Genomic DNA, 21,414 nt, shown 5'->3' on the forward strand with positions numbered 1-21,414 from the left:
CAGGCTCCCAGTATCCAGGGTCATCGACCCGATCATCAACTTGAGAGAGGAATGATTATGAATGCAGCCTGGGTAGTAGTTGCTGACACAAGCCGTGCAAGAATCTTCTCCGTGGAAAACGCCTTCAGCCCCCTGGTCGAGATCCAGACCCTGGATCACCCCGAGGCGCGGCTGCATGCCGGCGACCTGGTGACCGACAAGCCGGGCCGCGATCGCAATTCCGGCCCGCGCAGCCATGACATCGGCCATGTGGACGAGGCGAAACACGATGAAGCGGTACGTTTTGCCCACCAGGTCTGTGCCGCCCTGGAATCCGGCCGTGCCCAGGGCCATTTCAACAAACTCCATGTCATCGCCGCACCCAGCTTCCTCGGCCTGCTGAGAAAGCAACAACCGCAACCGCTACAGAAACTGGTTGCCAGCGAAATCTCCAAGAACCTCACCGCCCACGACGTTGAGACCATCCGCAAGAACCTGCCCCACCGACTCTAGGCAGTCGCCCGTACCGGCCGTGGCACACCGGTTGTCCCGCCACGGCCATTCACGATCAATCGGTATAAACCTAAAAACGTAACTACTCCCGGGGTAATTGGCCTACCTTGCCGGCCTCACACGATGGCTTATCTCCTCCGCGGTGTATCGAAGGGGCCTTAATGGCCCCCGGGTGAGTAGTTGCAAAATAATAGTACAATCATCTTATTTTTTGTGGGCAAAATTATTCTGCATCTGGCTCGAACCGCATCGACAGAGTATACTAATGATTCTATTAAAAAATTAGATAACAGATCCCGGACCGGACCAACGCGGTGACAGCCGTGGACACTTCCCGGCAACCCAGACACCTCTCTGAAGAACGGAAAATATGACGCAAAAGCACTACGACACCCTGGTTATCGGCAGCGGTCCCGGCGGCGAAGGCGCCGCCATGAAACTGACCAAATCGGGCCAGAAGATCGCCATTGTCGAGAAACACGACAAGGTCGGCGGTGGCTGCACCCACTGGGGCACCATCCCCAGCAAGGCGCTGCGCCACAACATCTCCATGATGGTGGACTACAAGCGCAACCCGCTGTTTCAGCACACGGTGGAACAGGTCAACGTGGACTACCCGCGCATGCTGCGGGCGGCGGAATCGGTCATCCAGGAGCAGGTGAGCACTCGCTATCGCTACTACTCCCGCAACAACGTGGATATTTTCTACGGAATCGCGACATTTTTTGACGAGCACACCCTGAACATTCAGCACTTCGACGGCTCCGCCGAACGGGTGACGGCGGATCATTTCGTGATCGCCACCGGCTCCTCCCCCTATCACCCGGAGGATGTCGATTTCTCCCACCCCCGGGTGCATGACAGCGACACCATCCTGTCACTGACGCACACCCCAAAATCCCTGACTGTGTATGGGGCGGGGGTGATCGGCTGCGAATACGCCTCCATCTTCTGCAATCTGGACGTCAAGGTGAACCTGGTGGACACCCGCGACCGCCTGCTCTCGTTCCTGGATGACGAGATCACCGACGCCCTCAGCTACCATCTGCGCAACCAGGGGGTGGTGATCCGCAACAACGAGGAGTACACCCGGGTGGAAGCGCTGGACGACGGCGTGGTGCTGCACTGCAAATCCGGAAAAAAGTTTAAGACGGACATCCTACTCTGGGCCAACGGCCGCTCCGGCAACACCAGCGGTATGGGACTGGAGGAGATCGGCGTCCGCATCAACCACCGGGGGCAGATCGAGGTCAATGAAAAATACCAGACCGACCAGGCACATATCTTCGCCGCCGGCGACGTGGCCGGACCGCCGGGACTGGCCAGCGCCAGTTACGACCAGGGTCGTTTCGTCGGCGCCCAGATCAGTGCCGGAAAGTGCGATTGGAGCCTGATCGAACAGTTCCCCACCGGCATCTATACCAACCCGGAGATCAGCTCCCTGGGAAAAAGCGAGCGGGAACTGACGGAACAGCAGGTGCCCTACGAGGTGGGGCACGCCATGTTCAAGAGCATCGCCCGGGCGCAGATCACCGGGCATACCGTGGGCATGCTGAAGATCCTGTTTCACCGCGAGACCTTCGAGATCCTCGGTATCCACTGTTTCGGCGAGACCGCCGCGGAGATCATCCACATCGGCCAGGCCATCATGTCCCAGAAGGGGAGCGCCAACAGCCTGCTCTACTTCACCGAGACCACCTTCAACTACCCAACCATGGCCGAGGCCTATCGGGTGGCGGCACTGAACGGCCTGAACCGCATCTTCTGATCCCCGCCGGCCCGATCAGGCGTCGATCCGCCGCAGGCGCCTGACGGCGCCGGGGTGCCCCTGGGCGGCCGCCTTGCGGTACCAGCGGATGGCCTGCCGCGGGTCCTGCTGGCCGCCGCGCCCGATGCGGAACATCTCCGCCAGATTGTACTGGGCCATGGGATCGCCGTGCAGGGCCGCCTCGCGGTACCAGTTGATCGCCTCCAGCGGATCCGCCTCCACGCCCAGGCCCTGGTCATACAGATACCCCAGGTTGACCTGGGCGTAGCCGTAACCCTGCCGCGCCGCCAGGGTCAGCCAGTACAGTGCCTGGGCATAGTCGCGCGCCACACCGTCACCGGTTCGATACATATCCCCCAGGCAGTTGCGCGCCGCGGCGTGCCCCTGCTCGGCCGCCCGGCGGTACCACGCTGCCGCCTGCGCCTGGTTTCTCGCCAGTCCCAGCCCCTGATCATAACAGCGCGCCAGGCGGTATTGGGCCTCGGTATCGCCCTGCTCGGCCGCCTTGCGGAACCAGTGCACGGCCTGGCTGCGGCTGCCCTGAACGCCGATCCCCTCGTTGTAGAGCACGGCCAGGTTGTACTGGGCGTCCGCCAGCCCCTGGTTGGCGGCCCGCTGATACCAGGCGACGGCCGTGGCGAGATCCCGGGCGATCCCCTCGCCGCGGTCGAACAGCACCGCCAGGCCATATTGCGCCTGGGCGTCACCCGCCTCGGCCAGCGGTGACCAGCAGCGACAGGCCTCTTCGTAGGCACGCCGCGCATAGGCGGCCACCCCCTGCTCATAAGAGGGACCATCCTGCCGCACCGCCGCAGGGGCATCCTCATCCCGTGATATGGAACGCCGCGGAGAGAGCATCCCGTAGACTCCTTCAAGATTATAAAAAACGGCGTAGTATCCCACGAAAAGCGGCGCGTTTCCCGTCCGGGATCAATTTCCCACCGGCTGCTGAAGATCCGACCGCGAGTGCCAGTTATCCACAATTCCTGTGGATAAGACTGTGGAAAAGTTGCTCATATCTGCCCGGACGGCCTGTTCATCAAACTGCAATATTAATTTGGATACTTTTTGTACAATTTTTAATCCACATTAAAATCAAACAGTTATAATGAACGGCCGGAGAACGGGCAGACCGGACCGGCAACCATGCTGAAAATTCTCACTGATCTGGCACGGTGTTAGCAAACTCTCAAGCGGACAATGACTTAGCGGCTAATCCAGACAAATGTCGCTCCCGGATCCGGCCGGCCCCGGTGCTTCCAACCCGGGACGAAATCCACACTCGGGGCAGCCACATCCGGCCAATCACTGGTAGAATAGCTGGATGTCGCCATCCGCAATCCCATTCTGGGTCCACAAGTCCCTCGCGCAGATGACCCCCGAAGAGTGGGAGTCGCTGTGCGACGGCTGCGGCAAATGTTGCCTGCACCGCTTTGAAGATGAAGAGACCCGGGAGATTCAGTTCACCAATGTCTGTTGCCGTTATCTGGACCAGTCCGTCTGCCGCTGCAGCGACTATCCCAACCGCTCGCTCAATGTGCCCGACTGCGTCAGCATCACCCTGGAGGTGCTGGAGGACCCCTACTGGCTCCCCGAGAGTTGCGCCTACCGGTTACTGGCGGAGGGAAGGCCGCTGCCGGAGTGGCACCCGCTTGTCTCCGGAACCGGGGAGACGGTCATCTACAGTGGCAATTCGGTGGGCGGACGGGTGATCAGTGAACTGCAGGCCGACAACCTGGATCACCACATCATCGACTGGATCAGATAACCGCAGAGCGGCGAGACCCCCGTGGAACCGATCAGCACCATTACCGAATTTCTGCAAACCAGCGGTGCCCGACTGCGCTTTTTTGACATGGGACGGCGGGTGGACCAGCTCCCCCGCGACCGCTTCATGCAGTTCGAAAAGACCGAAATCCCCTACCCTTACCCGCTGCAGCAGCAGGCCTGGTTCGCCCTGCTGTTGCAGGACAAGAACGCTCGACAGGAGCCATTGATCTGGTTCCTGCGCCTGCCGCTGGACGAACAGGGCCGCCTGCTGCAGGCGGCCCGCGACGATTTCATGCACCGCCTGATCGAGCGGATCGGTGAAAGGGTGCAGGCGGACAATGAAGATCGGCAACTGGACACCGCGCTGCAGGACAACCCCTACAGCTTCAAGCCGAAGGAAGAGCGCATGGCGGTGTTCCATGCCCAGGTTTCCCGTCTGCTGAACGCCCCACCCTCCCGCTTCTATGCGCATGCACAGCAATACATTTCCGGCCAGCCCGGATGGGAGCAGTGGTCCTTCGTCGGCTATCAGGGCATCGCCGACCTGGCGGCCCGGCTGGATCAGGATGGCAACGAGACCGCCCTGGTCAAGGCCATCCCCGCGCTGCCGGTCCAGCCCTTGATCGCCCTCTGCCACTGCCTGGAGAATGAGGCCACCTCCCGGGGAATAACCGAGGCCCTGCTCGACCGGGTCGCGCAGGAGCTGCAGCGGACCAACCCCGACCCCGGCCTGCTGGCGGCCGCCATCCGCGGCAGCGCCCGCTCCGGCGCGCCGGGGCCGCAACGGGCACTGATCAGCCGGATTCTCGCCTCCCCGGGCGGCAACCATATCGAGATCCTGAGCGCCGTCTCCGGGCGCGCCTGGGAACAGCTGCTGGACGTCGAGCTGCGCCGCCTGTTCCTGGAGCGCCTGGCCGAGAACAGCGCCGGTCAGGAGGCGTTCAACCTCTGCATGGCCGATCTGCTCTACCTGCCGGGCATGCGCCAGCCGCTCCTGGCCGCGGTCCGCGACCCCGGCCGTTCGGTACCGCTTTCGCGTGCGATCGGCGCCCTGTTTCAGGGTGTCACGCAGGGCTAGCACTGACCTTTACCCATATAAGTCCACATAAGTGGGACGGCGTGCATCCGGCGTAGGATGGGTGGCGCGCCCCCATGAACTCTCCGCCCGCTCCCTCTCCAGCGCGCAACCCATCGCGCACCCGCATCCGCATCCGAAGATGGGTTCCGGCGCGCCCGACCGCCGCGGACAGCTGTCAACAAGGGTGCCGCGTGTCCATCGGTATAACCTCACCACCACGCTGCCGTCAGTCACCGAATAAAACCACAACAAAGCCAGTCAAATCAGTCAGTTCTGGCAAAAAAATAACTCCGCGACAGAAACCATGCCCTATGCTTAAGGTATGTCACACCTCTACCTGTCCCAACACCTGCGCGATCAGCTGGGACTGCTGGCCAGTCTCGCGTATCCGCATGAGACCTGTGGCGTCCTGTTCGGCAAGCAGGTACAGGGACATATCTCGGTGCATAAAGTGGAGCAGGTGGCCTACCCGGACCAGATGGAAGGCGACTTCCACCTGGAACTGCTCAACCAGCAGCAGCTTGACCGCAAAACCCGACAGCAGGGGCTGGAGATCGTCGGCATCTGGCGCGCCCTGCCGGACCACAGCCATGTCCCCTCCGAGGACGAACGGCACCTGGTCACCCCCGGCTACTCCTACCTGATCGCCTCCGTCACCCCGGTGGGGATCGCGGAGCTGCGCTCGTGGCGTCTCAGCAGCAACCGCTTCGAAGAGGAGGATCTGGTCTCTTGACTCGCCTTGCTTACAAAATCCCAGCCGGCCGCGACAACTCCTCACGCCGTGATATTTCACCCTGCAAGCGGCAGGAATCCCGCCGCCGGTAGCCGAATTGCATTCGATGCCGCGAAGTGTCATGCTCCGGAAAATCCCATTATTCCCGAGCCTTAGGCATGGATATCGCACTGCTCAGAACTTTTCTCGAGGTGGCCAAGGTACGTCATTTCGGCAAGGCGGCGGAGACGCTCTGCGTCACCCAGTCCGCCGTCAGCGCGCGCATCAAACAGCTTGAGTCGACCCTGGGCGTGGATCTGTTCATCCGCAAACGCGGCGACATCCAGTTGACCCTCGCCGGCAACAGGCTGCAGCGCCATGCCGAGACCATCGTCAAGGGGTGGGCGCGGGCGCGCCAGGATATCGCCATGGAGTCCTCGCTCTCCGACTCCATTGCCATCGGCTGCATGAATGACCTCTGGGACATTCTGGTAAAGGGGTTATGCCTGCAGCTGGCCCATCAGGCCCCGGAGATGATGCTGCAGGTGGAGATCCTGACCCGCGAGACCCTGGTCCAGCGTCTCACCTCCGGTCTGCTCGACCTGGTGTTCATGTTTGAACCGCCGCAGATGTCCGAGTTGAGCATCAGCAAGGTGATGGAGGTCCCGCTGGTCATGGTCTCCTCCCGGCAGGGGCTTTGCGCCGCCGAAGCGGTACACTCCGGCTACACCCTGGTGGACTGGGGCAACAGTTTTGCCAGCCTGCACGCCGAGTACTTTCCCGATGCGGCGGTGCCGATGATGCGCGCCGGATCGGGCGGGCTGGCCTACGACCTGATCCGGCAACAGGGCGGCACCGCCTATCTTGCCGAACAGATGGTGGCCGGGGCGCTGGAACAGGGCCAGCTGTTCCGGGTCGCGGACGCGCCGGTGATCGAGCGGCAGGTTTATCGGGTCGTACGCCCCGAGAGCGAATACCGCAAACCGGTCAGGAGTGCCCTCGCCTGTCTGCAGGCGGGCGCCTGCTAAGGGCTATGGGCTCGCGCAGGAAGCATTTCCCATCGCCGGTGCGCGGCTTGACTCCGACCCCGGTGTGATTCGGCGATTTTATAAACGGTTTTCGACCCGATGAGACTGATGGGTCATCAGGAAGGCGGATGGGATGGGTTGAAGATGCCGGTACGGCAGGGCGCGTACCGGCATCGCCGAAATCAGAAAAAATCCGAATGCTTGTCGGTATTCCGGCGGGGACTGCTGGGTTTGCGCGCGCCCTCTTTGTCACGCATCGTAGAGCGCTTGCTTCTGCCCCCGTCATTCTGCTTACGGTTCTTATGATGCACTTTATCCGACCACTCACCGAGGTCGTCATCATACTCATCCCTATCGGAACGTCTACTCACTGTCAGATCTCCAACAAATATTGGCTAGAAATTGATGGTCAGGTGATATTTTTTACTGCGAAATGGACCGAAAAAACAACTTAAAAATTTTATGACGTATTCAACGTGGCGGCCTGCTCCGGCTTTTAACCCGCTATGTTCCAGGCCGGACGGGCGGCCAGACCGGCGCCTGGGCCGGCAAAACAGTCAGTCAAGGCCATTGAAATCGGGATCGCCCAACAGCTGACGCAGCCGGCGCAGCTCCATCAGCTGTTCCACCCGGCGCCTGGCCTCAGGCGAACTCTTCTTCGCCTTTGAGGAGATATATTCCATATCGGACTCCTCCTCGGATTCCAGATCATCATTATCCAGAACATCATCTACCGTATTCATTCATGCCCAACTCACGCAAATAAAAGAGGCACAGTAATTACTCCCAGTGGCCTGGAGAGGTAAAGTTAATATTTTTTGTCGTGAAGATGAAAATAATTGATCGATAGCCGTGCCATCGCGGCCTGCTTTCCGCGACCGGGGAGGTCCCATAATACTAGCCGATGGCGCGACCCCGCTCCTCAAGCAGGCGGGTAATGAGCCCCATCCGCACATCGTCCCGGGGCAGCCGGGCCTTGACCACATAGCCGCCACCGGGGGCCTCGGTCATGGGATTGCCGTGCTGGTCCTCCAGCGCATCCAGGATGAACTGCCGGTTGCCCGCCGGCGTCAGCAACTCCAGCCGGTCACCCACGGCAAACTTGTTCTTCACGTCCAGCCACACCTTGCCCTCCCCGGCATCCCCCACCAGTACCTCGGCCACGAACTGCTGGCGGGCGCTGCGGGAGGAGTTGTCCCGGTAGGATTGCAGCTCCTGGCTTTCATGGCGCTGGTAGAAACCGTCGGTATAGCCGCGACTGGAGAGATTCTCCAGCTCGCCCATCAGCTCGGGACGGAACGGCCGCCCGGCGACCGCGTCATCGATCGCCTGCCGGTAGATCTGGGTGGTGCGGGCGGTGTAATAGTGGGACTTGGTGCGGCCCTCGATCTTCAGGCAGTCGACCCCGATCTGGACTAGCCGGTGGATGTGCTCCACCGCCCGCAGGTCCTTGGAGTTCATGATATAGGTGCCCTGCTCATCCTCGAAGATCGGCATGTACTCCCCGGGCCGCTCCTTCTCCTCCAGCAGATAGACACTGTCAGCCGCCGGGTGGCGCGGCTGACCCGACTGGCCCGACTGGGCCACTCCGGTGAGCTCTTCCCCCGCGGTGGTCTGCCCCACCTTGTACTCCCAGCGGCAGGAGTTGGTGCAGCTGCCCTGGTTGGCGTCGCGATGGTTGAAATAACCCGACAGCAGGCAGCGCCCGGAGTAGGCGATGCAGAGCGCGCCATGCACGAACACCTCCAGCTCCATCTCCGGACAGGCCTGACGGATCTCCTCGACCTCATCCAGGGAGAGTTCCCGGGAGAGGATCACCCGGGTCAGGCCCACCTGCTGCCAGAACCGGACCGAGGCGGCATTCACCGTGTTCTCCTGTACCGAGAGATGCACCGGCAGCTCCGGCCAGCGCTCGCGCACCAGCATAATCAGGCCGGGATCGGACATGATCAGGGCATCCGGGCCCAGCGCCACCACCGGCGCTATATCCTCCATGAAGGTCTTCAACTTGGCCCCGTGAGGCATCAGGTTGCAGGCCAGGAAGAACTGCTTGCCCTGATCGTGGGCCTCGGCGATGCCGATGGCCAGGTTCTCCTCCATGAAATCGTTATTGCGCACCCGCAGGCTGTAGCGGGGCATCCCGGCATAGACCGCGTCGGCGCCATAGGCGAAGGCGTAGCGCATGTTCTTCAGGGTTCCCGCGGGGGAGAGCAGTTCGGGTCGTTTCATGGGCTAGAGGATTATCAGCGTTGTTCGTGGGGCCGGTGGGGTCGGAGAGGCGAACTATAACGCAGAGCCCGGCGCAGGACCAAAGGAACATGACCCCGTATTTGACAAGGTAAGCCGATGCCGCCGGTTAAAGTCTCGCTCCCCGCGGCCGCTAATGCCCTGTACCCCTTTCAGCCCCGGCATTATGGCATGATCTGCAGTCAAGAAATCAGCACTGAATCCACCAGGAGTATCACGGTCGGCGACATCATCAGCCGAAAAATCCTCAACTGTCCGCCGTCGACGCCGATCATTGAAGCCGCCAATATGATGTGGCAGTCACGTTGCAGCGCCATTGTCATCACCTACAACCAGTTGCCGCTGGGGATCTGGACCGAGGCGGACGCTCTGAAACTGGACCTGACCGAGGATCCACAGGCGGTCCATCAACCGATCTCCAGCGTCATGAGCCGACCGGTTAAGAGTATTGAACAGCACGCCACGCTGGAGAAGGCCGAACGGCTGCTGCAACTGGAACAGATCCGTCACCTGCTGGTCATCGACCGGGATGCCCAGCCGGTGGGCCTGCTCAGCCAGAGCGACCTGGTCCGCGCCCAGGGGGTGGAGCACGATTTGCTGTTGCGCAACATCTCCACCCTATTGAAGCGACCGCTGGTCATCCTCGCGGCGCACCTGCCACTCAACCAGGCGATCCAAAGGCTACGCGAAGCCGGGGTCGATGCGGCGGCCGTTTTCTATGCTGACGATGCGCCCTACGGCATCTTCACCGAGCGGGATTTCCTCAAGACCATCGCCACCCGGTGCACAAGCGCCTGTGTCGGCGACGTGGCCAGCCGCCCGCTGTTGATGCAACCGGACCACCTGTCGCTGATGCAGGCACGAACCATTTTCGATCAACAGGGCTTCCGCCATCTCGGCATCACCGGCGCGGGCGGCAACCTGATGGGTATCCTCTCGTTTTCCGAGATCCTCACCGGCATCGATCACCATCACGTGGACGACCTGCGCAACGCCCTGCGGGACCGGCGCATTGCCCTGGAGCATTCGCAGGAGAACCTGCACCTGGCGCAGCAGGTCATCAGGGCCTCCCGCGACGGCATCATGGTGACCGACGCCAGGGGCTTCATCCAGTCGGTCAATCCGGCCTTCACCCGGATCACCGGCTACAGCGCGGAAGAGAGCATCGGCAACACCCCGGCGCTGCTCAAATCGGGCCGCCACGACGCCGCCTTCTACCAGCAGATGTGGGGCGCCGTGCACAGCGACGGTTACTGGGCCGGCGAAGTGTGGAACCGGCGCAAAAATGGCGAGATCTATCCGGAGTGGCTGAGCATCAACGTCATCCGCAATCATGAAGGCGAGATCACCAAGCTGGCGGCCATACTGTCGGACATCACCGACCGCAAGAAGAGTGAAGAGCAGATCAAGAACCTCGCCTTCTATGATGTGCTCACCGGCCTGCCCAACCGGCGCCTGTTCAACGACCGTCTCAACGTGGCCATCGCCAACGCCCACCGTCACGACCACCTGCTGGGGATCGTGTTCATCGACCTGGACCTGTTCAAGCGCATCAACGACACCCTGGGACACAGCGCCGGCGACCAGCTGCTGGTGGAGGTGGCCCGGCGTATCCAGAGCGAGATGCGTGAGGGCGACACCGCCGCGCGCATGGGTGGGGACGAGTTCACCCTGCTGCTACAGGAGATCGAGGATGCCGATGCCGCGGTGGCCATGGTGCACCGGATCATCGGCGCCATCGCCAAGCCGATCACCCTGGCCAACAACACACTCTACATCACCGCCAGTATCGGCATCAGCATCTACCCCCACGACGGCAACAACAGCGAGACCCTGATCCGCAACGCGGATACCGCCATGTACCGTGCCAAGGATGACGGCAGAAACAGCTACCAGCTCTACACCGCCACCATGAACGCCACCTCCCTGGAGCACCTGGCGATGGAGAGCAACCTGCGCAAGGCGATCAAGGAGCGGGAATTCACCTTGCACTACCAGGCCAAGGTGCTGGCGGAGAGCGGCCGGATCACCGGCGTTGAGGCGTTGATCCGCTGGCAACACGCCGAACTGGGCTATATCGCACCCGCCCTGTTCATCCCGCTGGCGGAGAATATCGGCCTCATCCCCGAACTGGGCGACTGGGTGCTGGAGACCGCCATCAACCAGTGCCGCGAGTGGATCGGCAAGGGCCTGGGGGAGTTCCGTATCGCGGTCAATGTCTCGGCACGCCAGCTGATCCAGCCCGAATTCAGCGAGCGGCTGATCGGCATGCTGCAACAGGCGCGGGTGGAGCCCCGCTACCTGGAGCTGGAACTGACCGAGAGCGCGGTGATGGAGCGTCCGCACGAAGTCATTCCCATGCTCACGGCCCTGAAGAGCCACGGCATCCATATCTCCATCGACGACTTCGGCACCGGCTACTCCAACTTCGGCTACCTGAAACGGCTGCCAATCGACAAGCTGAAGATCGATCTCTCGTTCATCCGCGATGTACCGACCAACCGGGATGACGCCGAACTGGTGGCGGCGATGATCGCCATGGCCCACAAACTGAGGCTCTCGGTGATCGCCGAGGGGGTGGAGAACCGGCAGCAGATCGATTTCCTCAAACAGCACCACTGCGACGAACTGCAGGGCTACTTCATTACCCGTCCCCTGCCGGCCAAGTCCATCGAGCCGCTGCTGATTGCCGGCACCCTCCCACTGGATCGGTAATCAGACTTCCGGTCCAAAGCAATTGGGCCGTGGCTTTGTTCCGCGCCGGGTTTACAGTATCCTCCCCTTCAGCACAACGACTCTCCCACAACCTTTGCAGCACCGGGCAGATCCATGAGCAGCCAACAGACCCCGTTCGCAGATGATGCCGCCATCGTGGTACAGGCCCTGGCCGACTACATCCGTGAGTCGGCCGACCAGGCGGCCCCGGTGATCCACCAGGAGTCCCTGGAACGATTGATCGATCAACTCGATCTGCGCCGACACCTGGCACAGGGCGACCTGACCGGAGAATCGCTGAAACGGTTCGTCACCGACTACCTGGCGGCCACCACCCGCCTCCACCATCCCGGCTTCCTGGCCCATCAGGTGGCCGTGCCCCACCCCACCGGGGCGCTCGGCTCGCTGATCGACGGCGCCACCAACAATGCCATGGCCATTTACGAGATGGGTCCGGCGGCCGCCTGCATCGAATACTTCATGGTCAACTGGATGCTGGAAAAAATCGGCTGGCGGGGGGTGCCCAGCAACCGCCAGCTCGACCCGCACTCGCCACACGCCGGCGGGGTCCTGACCCATGGCGGATCGCTGGCCAATCTCACCGCCCTGCTGGCGGCACGCAGCGCCCGGGTGCCGGAGTTCTGGAGGCGGGGCAACCCCGGCAACCTGGTGGTGCTGGTGCCGGAGCAGTCGCACTACTCGATGAAACGGGCGGTGGCGATCCTCGGCCTGGGCGAGGACAACTGCCTGACCCTGCCGGCCGATGCCGGCGGCCGGGTGCTGCCCTCGGCGATGGAGCGGCAGATTAGCGAACTGCAATCCCGCGGCAAGCGCATCTTGGCCATCGTCGCCAACGCCTGCGGCACCGCGGCCGGCCTGTACGATCCGCTGCCGGAGATCGCAGCCATCTGCCGCCGGCACGCCATCTGGCTACACGTGGACGCGGCCCACGGCGGCGGCGCCCTGGTGTCGGATAACCTGCGCCACCTGCTGCAGGGTATTGACCAGGCCGACTCGGTGGTCTGGGATGCCCACAAGATGATGTGCACCCCCACCGTCTGCGCCGGCGTGCTGGTGCGCGATCACCGCCACCTGGACCACGCCTTCGAGCAGGAGGCGAGCTACCTGTTGCACGCCAAGGACCAGCCCGGCTTCGACTTCATCTCGCGCACCGTGGAGTGCACCAAGGCGGGGCTGGGGCTGCGCCTGTTCATGACCGTCGCGGCGCTGGGCGAGCAGGGGCTGGCGCGACATGTGGAGGGGCTGGTGCAGCGTGCCCGGGAGGCCGCCGAGCTGATCCAGGGCGGGGACGAATTTGAGCTGGCCATCCGCCCCGAGACCAATATCCTCTGCTTCCGGATCGACGGGGATGATCACATCCAACTGGAGATCCGTCGCCAGCTGCTGGAGCGGGGCGACTTTTACATCTCCTCCACGCTCTACAAGGGTCGTCGCTGGCTGCGCCTGGTGTTCATGAACCCCCGCACCCGGCTGGAGGATATCGAACACCTGCTGGACGAGATCAGGGAGATCCGCGCCGCCCTCGGCTGAACAGCGGGCCCTTAGACAGCCCCTCCCACCACATCATCCACCTCCCCCTCCATCCAGCGATCACTGAATTCGGCCGCCGGAACCGGCTTGCCGAACAGGAACCCCTGGGCGGTCTGGCACCCCTCCTCGGTCAGGATCGCCAGCTGCTGTTCCGTCTCCACCCCCTCCGCCACCAGCGACAGGCCCAACGCCCGCCCCATACTGATGGCGGCCGAGACGATGGTGCGATAATCCGGGTCATCGGTCATGTCGTTGATGAAACTGCGGTCGATCTTGAGGGTGTGGAAGGGGAAGTTCTTCAGGTAACTGAGGGATGAATAGCCGGTACCGAAATCATCCATGGCCAGACGCACGCCCAGCCGATCGAGCGTGGTCAGCGCCTCCTGCACCTCGGGAAGATTCCTGATCAGCAGCCCTTCGGTGACCTCTATCTGCAATTGATTGATGGGAAACAGTGACTGTTTCAGGCTGCGCAGAATGGTCCCGGTGATGAAGCCGCCGCGGAACTGGCGTGGGGAGACATTGATCGACATGAGAAAATCCGGCAGCAGGTTCTGCCACAGGCAGGCCTGTTGGCAGGCGTGCTGCATCGCCCACTCGCCCAACTGCACGATCAGACCGGTCTGTTCCGCCAGGCCGATAAAGTGGTTCGGCGACACCAGGCCGAAGGCGCGACTGTTCCAGCGTATCAAGGCCTCGGCGCCAACCAGTTTGCGGCTCTTGATATCAAACAGCGGCTGGTAGTAGAGCTCCATCTCTTCCCGCTCCAGGGCATGGCGCAGCTCCCGCTCCAGCTCGAGTCGCTGCAGGGAGTGGTCATGAATCATCCGATTATAGAAATGGAAGGTGTTCCGCCCATCCTCCTTGGCCTGGTACATCGCCAGGTCGGCATTGCGCAGCAATTTACCCGGATCCTCACCATCCTCGGGATAGACCGCCAGTCCGATACTGGGCGTCACCACCAGGTCATGCCCATCGACCAGGAACGAGCAGTTGAATGACTTGAGAATATTCTCCACCACCGGCTCCGCGTCCGCTCCGGTCGTGAGGCCATCCAGTATCACCAGGAACTCATCCCCGCCCTGGCGCGCCACGGTGTCACTCTTCCGCACCGCCTGCTTCAGCCGGGCGGCGGCCTGCATGAGCAACTTGTCGCCGATCTCATGACCGAGCGAATCATTGATCTTCTTGAAATCATCCAGATCCAGGAACATCAGCACCACCTTGCTGCCGTGGCGCTCGGCGGCGACCATCGAGTGGGAGAGCCGATCCAGGGCCAGGGCCCGGTTGGGCAGGTCGGTGAGACTGTCGAATTGTGCCTGATAGAGAATTTTCGCCTCCTGCTGCTTGCGTACCGTGACATCCTCCTTGATAGCCAGGAAGTGCGTGATCTGCCGGTCGGCGCTCTTTACCGGAGCGATCCGCAGGCTCATCCACTCAAACACCCCACCCTCGAGCCTGACTTCGACCTCGCCCCGCCACTCCTGACCGGCATTGATGGTGGCAATCAGCTCCCGGGTGACATCCCGCGGTATGGCCTTCTGGATCAACAGCAGAAAACTCTCGCCGGTCAGCGCCGCGCTGTGGTAGCCCAAACTCTTCACGAAGGCGTCGTTCACATATTCGATGCGCCCCTTGATATCGGCGATAAAGACCCCGACCGGGCTCTGCTCCATCGCCTGAGAGAGCAGTTTGAGAGAGATCTCAACACGCCGCCGTTCATCCATCTCCTGCTGCAGATGCTGATTTGACGCATTGAGCTCCCGAGTGCGATGTTCCACACGCATCTCCAGGGTGTCATGTGCCTCTGTCAGGGCGCGTTCCCGGCTCTGAACCTGTTGCTGCATCTGATTGAAGGCCGCGGCCAGACTGGCCAGCTCGTCGTTCCCATCGACATGAATCGGACTGTGGGTAAATCCCCTGGAAACCCGCTCGGCGGCATCCCGCAACGAGATCACCCGCCGCGACAGGGAGCGGGAAAACAGCACGACAAAGCTAATGACCACAAACAGGCCCAGCAGGGAGACCAGGGTGAAACCGCTCCTTAACTGCTGCTGTTCCTGCTCGGTCCGCAGATAGGCTTGCTGAACGGCCTGTTTCATGCTGCTGGAGACCGCCTGCAGCTGCAGCTGTATATCCTTGAAGTGCAAAACGGATTGGAAGCTTGAGACCCGGATGGCCTCACCCATCTGCATCTTTTTGGCATACCCGCTCACCACTTGCAGATCCTGCCGATAGAGCTCCCAGCTTCTGCCTAGACTGCGCATGACCGCGCCGCTGGCATACTGTTGCTGCTGTTCAAACAGTTCCAGTTCGCGCTGGAACTCCGTGATCTGCCGGTTCAATGTCTGGAGCTCGTTAGCCACCGCAAAGTAGTCGGTCAGATTCGCCAACTCGATCTCGACCAGACGCAGTCTGCCGATACGCAGATGCAGATCATTGGCACTGGCCAGCACCTGGACCTGATCCGAGATAAGCCGGGTAAACTGTTTGATCGATACGCCGGCGATCTGATTGCCCAGCAACAGCATGATCATTACCAATACGCCGATACCGCCAAAGGCGGCCAACAACTGCTTACGGAATGAGGTGAATCTCCACATGTTCATCGACCGCCGGCTCCCTGCTACTCATGTGCCGTGTGTGGGTAAAGTCCACGTATCTGCCGCCAATAGCGTATCTGCTCCTCCCGGCCATAGCGGTCGGTGATCCGGTTCCACGCTTCGGCGGTCTGTTCCATGGCGACGGCCGCGCTCAGCTCCCCCTTGGCGGCGCGCCAGAGCTGTTGATTGAGTACCGCAATATACTCATCGTCACCAGGCAATCCGGTCCCTGCCGGAACCACATCAGCCAGGCTACGGCCCAGCACCGCCAGTACCTCGGCCGTGTAGACCTGCTTGATCCTGGGATCATCAAGATGACTGTAACGAAACGGATCCGCAAACCCGGCCTGCACCCCGACGGCGTGCAGCGACACCTCGGGGTCGGTCACCCACATAGCAAAAAGAAACGCCAGCAGGGGCTGACGGCTGCTACTGGGAATGACCAGGTTGTTGCCATAGATCAGGGTCGAACGCCGCACCAGCGTATCCGCCACCCGGCTTCCCGGCATCGGCACTGCGCTGAATTTTCCTTTCACCGGCGAGCTGTCGAGATTGAACAGCTTGGCGCCAGCCAGGGTGATGATGGTGGCAAATCCCTTGCCGTTGAAAAAGAACGGCAGGGTGTAACTGTAATCTTTTCCAGCACCGAGTATGTCGGGCGGAGAATAAGGTACGGTGCGGATAAAATTTTCCGTGGCACGGATGCCGGCCGGCGACGCGATGAGCGGGCGCATCCGGTCATCAAACAGGTACTGGTTTGGCACCGCCTGAGATGCATAGCGTGGCATCCAGTACATCCAGGCGGTGAGCGGTTCCCTGGGTTCAAGTGCCCCGTAAAAACCCGCCTCCGGATGATTGAAAAACGCCGCCAGGCGCAGATAGTCATCCCAGGTCTCCGGGGCCTGCAATGGCTCGCCATATTGCTGTTGGAACGCGCGCCGGTTCTCCTCATCTTCCAACAGATCACGCCGCAGATAGAGCAGCGCCACATCGCCATCCGCCGGAATGGCATAGACCCGGCCGTCAAAATAGGCCTGTAACCTGGCGAGCAGATACCCGCTGACGGCATCCTCCGGCAATGAGAAGCCGAAGCGTTGCATCAACGGCGTCAGATCGTTGAGCAGTCCCGCCCTCACCAGATCGGGATACTCGCGATTGCGGGCGATTGTGAGATCCACATCCGTGCCGTTGCTGATGAACTCATGGGAAGCCAGCTGGGGCATCACCCTGGCATCCAGAAAGGTACCGGTGAGCCGCTCCCAGCGGGCCTTCAGCTCCGACTCCGTACCGAGGAAATTGGCAATATTGCCCTGCTTGACCATCAACCGCAGGGTACTGCCGGGGCTGATCTCCCCCCGGGCAATCAGCTCCCGAACCAGCAAGGCTGCCCGGGTGGCCTGTTCACCGGCGTAGACCACATGAGCCGACAGCAGAAGGCATAACAGCAGGAAGCCGCCAAACTGTTTTCGTTTGCGCGCAGATACAGGGGTCATCTCTCCTCCGGCACCGGTAAGCTTGAATTCCGGGAAATAGCAGGGTCGGTCACCCCCGGTAAATCACGGCGGGGATTCACCACGGGCGGGTATACCCACGAGATCGAACTGAACTGCCCGGCTTGAGCCTTATAGTTTTATTGCCGTCGTTAGCGGCACCGGTTGCCAGAACCTTAATCCGATAGTAGGATAAAACTTCTGCGCATTTATAAATCATAATGATATTAAGGTTTTATAGATTTAGGCTGGACCCTGAAAATCGTTATTATGTAACGCTCCCGCATGCACACCGACAGCGCATGCCACATGCTAATCCAGGTACTGGCTGCCGCTTGATATGAAACCTTCCGACCTGATGCAGGCCCTGGCCGTGGTGGTGATCTGGGGATTCAATTTCGTGGTGATCAAGGTCGCGGTGACGGAGATCCCGCCGCTGGCCCTGACCGCGTTGCGTTTTGCCTGCGTCGCCCTGCTGGTCGCGCCCTTTTTCCGCCCGACCCGCGCCCAGTTCAGCAGTATTGCCGTACTGGCCGTGGTGCTGGGCTTTGGCCACTTCGGCATGTTGTTTATCGGCCTGCGCGGCGCCGATGCCGCCACCACCGCGCTGATGATCCAGCTCGGTATCCCGTTCAGCGTCATCCTCTCCACCCTGCTATTCGCCGACAGCCTGGGCCGGGTGCGTATCCTCGGCATGGCCCTGGCCTTCTCCGGCGCCGCCCTGCTGGCGGGCGAGCCGGAGGGCGGCACCCCCCTGGCGCTGCTCTCGCTGCTGGTGTCGGCCTTCTGCTGGGCCTGGGCCAACGTGCTGATCAAACGCCACAGCGAGATACACCCCCTGACCATCATCGGTTGGATGAGCCTGCTGGCCATTCCCATCCTGGTGGCCGCCTCCTGGCTGTTCGAGTCCGGACAGTGGGACGCCATTCAGGCCGCCCGTTGGCGGGCCTGGGCGGCCCTTGGCTATATCGTCCTCGGCTCCTCCATTGTCGCCTACTATCTCTGGTATCGGCTGATTGCCCGCCTCAGCATCAACCAGGTGGCCCCGTTCTCGCTCCTGGCGCCGCTGATCGGCGTGGCCGCCGGCATCCTGATCCTGGACGAGGCGTTTACCCTGTACAAGGCCATCGGCGGCACCCTGACCATCGCCGGGGTCGGCCTGATCGAGCTGCGCCAGGCACGGCGGCGCCGGTTGGCGCTGACACCTGATCCCTGACCGCCGCCAACCACGATTTTTTGCCGCGAAGTCGCTCGACGGGTGCAATACTACCGGGATCACAGACAGCCGGGGTGAATTCCTTATACTGGCCCGAATGGCACTTACTTAAGCCAAGAACTACCGTCATCCCGGCGCAGGCCGGGATCCAGACTGCTTAATGGTGGCGGTATTCCTGGATTATTCGCTTCGCTCACCCTTCGGGCCGACTTTCAGTCGTTCAACGCGCTTCGCGCTTTTGTCCGGCCTGCGCCGGAATGACGAAAATCCTGCGATTCGCTTTAAGTAAGTGCCATTCTATACTGGCCCTTCATTTCAGCGGACGTCGCCTATGTCACGGACAGCACGAGAGCGGATTCTGGCCTTTGCAGCGGCCGTTGCCGTCCTGCTTGGTTCGATGCTGGGACCGGGACCAGCCTCGGCCGCCGCGCCAGCCGTCGCCAAACCGGCAGGAGAAACCCTGTTCCGCACCCTGGCCGCCGCGGTGGCCCAGGCCGGTCGGCTGGAACGCTACGACTTTGCCACCATCGCCCTGAACGAGTTGGTCACCGCCTACGAGGGCAGCTATCGGGAGAGCGCCGACGAACAACATGCCAAACCGAAGGCACGCCTGAAGCTGGCGCGCTGGAGAAGGGAGTCGAAGACATTTATCGATCAACTCAACGCACTGCGGGCCACGGTCAGCGATCAAAGCCTGATTGAGATCGAATCCGACCAGTCCGGTCCTCTGCTGCTGTTCATAGACAATGTCCCGGTGCTCATCAGCGGTCCGGAAATCGCCAGGGCCGGGCCGATGGAGCAGCGGATTATGCAACGCTACTGCCAACTGCATGACTGCGAGCGCTACCACGCCACGCCGCCCTCGCCGGTGCTCACCGAGGTGCCCCGGGTCCGCGGCGGCTGGCACCTGCAGCACCGCCAGGGGGCCAGTTACGAGACCGGGGATGGGCTGATGTTTGTGTTTCGCACGCTGGAGGACCGGGTGGAAAAACAGGCGCGTTGCGAGGCCATCGCCGCTGATTTGCGCCTGCTCGTGGGCCACCTCCAGAGCGCCCGCCAGGCCGGACATGCCATCGACTGGCAGCAGCTGACCATCGCCACCCTGCACGACGGAATCACCAAGCAGATCGTCATCAACGACGCCGGGGTCTACCTGAATATGGAGCTGGGTTTTTTCGGCAACGACCGGGAGCTGCTGCCGCCGTTTCGCGACTGGGTCCGCAAGCGGGTGGCCGGGGAGCCGGCCAGCGTCGTCATCACCGAGGCGGAGCGGTTGATCCGCTAGTGTGATACGCCTCAACCGCCCCCGAACAGGCTCTGCCGCAGCGACCGGGCCATGCCGGAGAGCTGCGATTCGGCACGACTGCTCTCCATGATCTCCGGCCACGCCAGGTGGGCCAGGTGAAAGGCGCTCTCCCCGTTCTCGACGTCCACCAGCCGGAAGATGACAATGGACTCGCCCTTCAGGGCGCGACAGTTGATCAGCGACAGGGAGAGGCCGGCAAACCAGGCCGCCGTCTGCGCCATCAACGAGAGTCGCCGGTCACCCTGAAACGGCGGGGTGTGGGAAAAGTCCGTGATCAGCGCGCTCAGCTGTTCCGCCAGGTTGAGCAGCTCCTCACCTTCGGTGTGTTTTACGCGCCGGGTTATCTGTTCCAGGCTCGAGCGTTGGATCACGGAGAAGAGCAACAGCCGGGTGTGATCGTCGTAGATATAGATGGAGGTCCCGCCCACGACATCCGCATCGAGGCGGGTCGGCATCCATCCCTTGGTCAGCAGTTTTTTATCGTAATCCTTCCTTGCCTTGTATTTGCAGAAATCAGCGACGTTGCCCATTGCTACACCTCAGGTGACCGCTTCATTACCTTAAGGGTAGTTTAACCCCCGGAGAGTAACAAGCTTCCTTCTGAAAGGATTGTCCGCTAGGAGTCCAGCAATTCTAAATTTGACGAGACTTAGCCTCAGCATTTCTTGGCACGGATTCAGAATTCTGATCTCCTCTCTGTGTGAATCTGTGTGAATCCGTGGTTCCTTACTAACCGGACTGGGATAACTAAACGGCTATTGAAAGCCATACTTTAGAATTGTTGGCTAGGAGTCTGTCGGGTTTGATCGATCGTAGCGAGGGGAAGCCGGCAGACCCCTCTAGCGCAGCTGATCCCGGGTATAACGGAAAAACCGGGCTATATCGCTATCGCTGAAGGGATTTTCCAGTACGGTATAGCTGTCACCACGCACCCCCCCTAGCAACCGGGCCAGCCACTCCTGATCGCCCATGGAGCGGGAGAAGCTGCCAAGGTCACCAATCACCACGGAGTTATCGCCCGCGGGAGCGACGTGGCAACCAAGACACATCTGGTTAAAGCTGTCAGTGGTGCGAGATATTTCATCAATCTTCAGCGGACGCTGCAGATCGACCGTGAACCGGATCGGAAATCGGCCACTCAAACGGGAAGCGACTTCATGTAGTTCAGGGGGCTGCTGTCGGGTCTGTTGCAAGGCAACTATCTGTGCAGAGAGGTCAGTAATATCCGCACCCTGCTCCTGCCCGTAGTAGCGGGCCAGCAGGGGTAGAATATTCAACTCGTTGATCACTCGCGCTTCAATCCATGCTCTTTTGACCGGCGACAGTGAATCTTCCAGCAACAGCCTGCTGTCTCCTACCAACAGGGCCAACTCAACTGCCAGCCTTCTTTCATGTTCGCCACTTGCAAAGACGGTGGCAGGGAACAGCAGTGTGAACC

The 21,414-nt window shown here is 61.4% G+C and carries 18 protein-coding genes; 11 read left to right on the plus strand and 7 right to left on the minus strand.

The features are described 5' to 3' along the window. The first annotated feature begins 57 nt into the window (after positions 1-57). Together O9K64_RS15800 and sthA are read left to right on the plus strand one after the other, a co-directional pair. Positions 58-492 carry a host attachment protein gene (locus tag O9K64_RS15800; protein WP_275099055.1) on the plus strand — a complete coding sequence of 145 codons (435 nt, stop codon included), beginning with the start codon at positions 58-60 and terminating at the stop codon, positions 490-492. A 370-nt stretch (positions 493-862) separates the two neighbouring features. Next, the gene (sthA, locus tag O9K64_RS15805; RefSeq protein ID WP_275099056.1) at positions 863-2,260 is read left to right on the plus strand and encodes a Si-specific NAD(P)(+) transhydrogenase; all 1,398 of its coding nucleotides are present in this window, start codon (positions 863-865) and stop codon (positions 2,258-2,260) included. 15 nt (positions 2,261-2,275) lie between these two features. Here sthA and O9K64_RS15810 read toward each other — a convergent pair whose 3' ends face one another. Beyond that, positions 2,276-3,118 (minus strand): tetratricopeptide repeat protein, encoded by an 843-nt coding sequence (locus tag O9K64_RS15810; protein ID WP_275099057.1) that lies wholly within the window; start codon positions 3,116-3,118, stop codon positions 2,276-2,278. Between the two features lie 466 nt (positions 3,119-3,584). Here O9K64_RS15810 and O9K64_RS15815 point away from each other — a divergent pair, with 466 nt between their 5' ends. The 5 genes from O9K64_RS15815 to O9K64_RS15835 all read left to right on the plus strand — a co-directional run bounded on the left by O9K64_RS15815 (position 3,585) and on the right by O9K64_RS15835 (position 7,303). After that, positions 3,585-4,028, plus strand: coding sequence for a YcgN family cysteine cluster protein (locus tag O9K64_RS15815; RefSeq protein ID WP_275099058.1), 444 nt, complete (start codon positions 3,585-3,587; stop codon positions 4,026-4,028). 21 nt (positions 4,029-4,049) lie between these two features. Next, a complete protein-coding gene (locus tag O9K64_RS15820; protein ID WP_275099059.1) occupies positions 4,050-5,108 on the plus strand; it encodes a DUF3549 family protein in 1,059 nt (352 codons plus the stop codon). A 322-nt stretch (positions 5,109-5,430) separates the two neighbouring features. Then, entirely contained in the window at positions 5,431-5,841 is a 411-nt protein-coding gene (locus O9K64_RS15825; RefSeq protein ID WP_275099060.1) for a Mov34/MPN/PAD-1 family protein, read from the plus strand. 158 nt (positions 5,842-5,999) lie between these two features. After that, complete coding sequence (locus O9K64_RS15830) at positions 6,000-6,848, plus strand: LysR family transcriptional regulator (protein WP_275099061.1); 849 nt, start codon at positions 6,000-6,002, stop codon at positions 6,846-6,848. Between the two features lie 128 nt (positions 6,849-6,976). After that, complete coding sequence (locus O9K64_RS15835; protein WP_275099062.1) at positions 6,977-7,303, plus strand: hypothetical protein; 327 nt, start codon at positions 6,977-6,979, stop codon at positions 7,301-7,303. Between the two features lie 102 nt (positions 7,304-7,405). On the opposite strand, the gene O9K64_RS15840 is transcribed toward O9K64_RS15835, so the two are convergent. Together O9K64_RS15840 and yegQ are read right to left on the minus strand one after the other, a co-directional pair. Beyond that, positions 7,406-7,591 (minus strand): PA3496 family putative envelope integrity protein, encoded by a 186-nt coding sequence (locus tag O9K64_RS15840; protein ID WP_275099063.1) that lies wholly within the window; start codon positions 7,589-7,591, stop codon positions 7,406-7,408. 154 nt (positions 7,592-7,745) lie between these two features. Then, entirely contained in the window at positions 7,746-9,077 is a 1,332-nt protein-coding gene (yegQ, locus tag O9K64_RS15845; RefSeq protein WP_275099064.1) for a tRNA 5-hydroxyuridine modification protein YegQ, read from the minus strand. A gap of 189 nt (positions 9,078-9,266) precedes the next feature. On the opposite strand from yegQ, the gene O9K64_RS15850 reads away from it, so the two are divergent. Further along, on the plus strand, positions 9,267-11,810 hold the full coding sequence (locus O9K64_RS15850) for an EAL domain-containing protein (RefSeq protein ID WP_275099065.1): 2,544 nt from the start codon (positions 9,267-9,269) through the stop codon (positions 11,808-11,810). A gap of 114 nt (positions 11,811-11,924) precedes the next feature. Beyond that, on the plus strand, positions 11,925-13,361 hold the full coding sequence (locus tag O9K64_RS15855) for a pyridoxal phosphate-dependent decarboxylase family protein (protein ID WP_275099066.1): 1,437 nt from the start codon (positions 11,925-11,927) through the stop codon (positions 13,359-13,361). Positions 13,362-13,372: 11 nt separating this feature from the next. Here the strand turns inward: O9K64_RS15855 and O9K64_RS15860 are convergent, their stop codons facing one another. Continuing rightward, the gene (locus O9K64_RS15860) at positions 13,373-15,970 is read right to left on the minus strand and encodes an EAL domain-containing protein (RefSeq protein WP_275099067.1); all 2,598 of its coding nucleotides are present in this window, start codon (positions 15,968-15,970) and stop codon (positions 13,373-13,375) included. A gap of 17 nt (positions 15,971-15,987) precedes the next feature. Continuing rightward, positions 15,988-17,457, minus strand: a complete 1,470-nt coding sequence (locus O9K64_RS15865) for an extracellular solute-binding protein (protein ID WP_275099068.1) — start codon at positions 17,455-17,457, stop codon at positions 15,988-15,990. 337 nt (positions 17,458-17,794) lie between these two features. On the opposite strand from O9K64_RS15865, the gene O9K64_RS15870 reads away from it, so the two are divergent. Together O9K64_RS15870 and O9K64_RS15875 are read left to right on the plus strand one after the other, a co-directional pair. Further along, the gene (locus O9K64_RS15870; protein ID WP_275099069.1) at positions 17,795-18,670 is read left to right on the plus strand and encodes a DMT family transporter; all 876 of its coding nucleotides are present in this window, start codon (positions 17,795-17,797) and stop codon (positions 18,668-18,670) included. Between the two features lie 331 nt (positions 18,671-19,001). Then, a complete protein-coding gene (locus O9K64_RS15875) occupies positions 19,002-19,955 on the plus strand; it encodes a hypothetical protein (RefSeq protein WP_275099070.1) in 954 nt (317 codons plus the stop codon). 11 nt (positions 19,956-19,966) lie between these two features. Here the strand turns inward: O9K64_RS15875 and O9K64_RS15880 are convergent, their stop codons facing one another. Together O9K64_RS15880 and O9K64_RS15885 are read right to left on the minus strand one after the other, a co-directional pair. After that, positions 19,967-20,506, minus strand: coding sequence for a hypothetical protein (locus O9K64_RS15880; protein WP_275099071.1), 540 nt, complete (start codon positions 20,504-20,506; stop codon positions 19,967-19,969). A 309-nt stretch (positions 20,507-20,815) separates the two neighbouring features. After that, positions 20,816-21,316 (minus strand): hypothetical protein, encoded by a 501-nt coding sequence (locus tag O9K64_RS15885; RefSeq protein ID WP_275099072.1) that lies wholly within the window; start codon positions 21,314-21,316, stop codon positions 20,816-20,818. Between the last annotated feature and the right edge of the window lie 98 nt (positions 21,317-21,414).

The organism is Sedimenticola hydrogenitrophicus (assembly GCF_029017505.1).
Lineage (GTDB): Bacteria > Pseudomonadota > Gammaproteobacteria > Chromatiales > Chromatiaceae > Sedimenticola > Sedimenticola hydrogenitrophicus_A.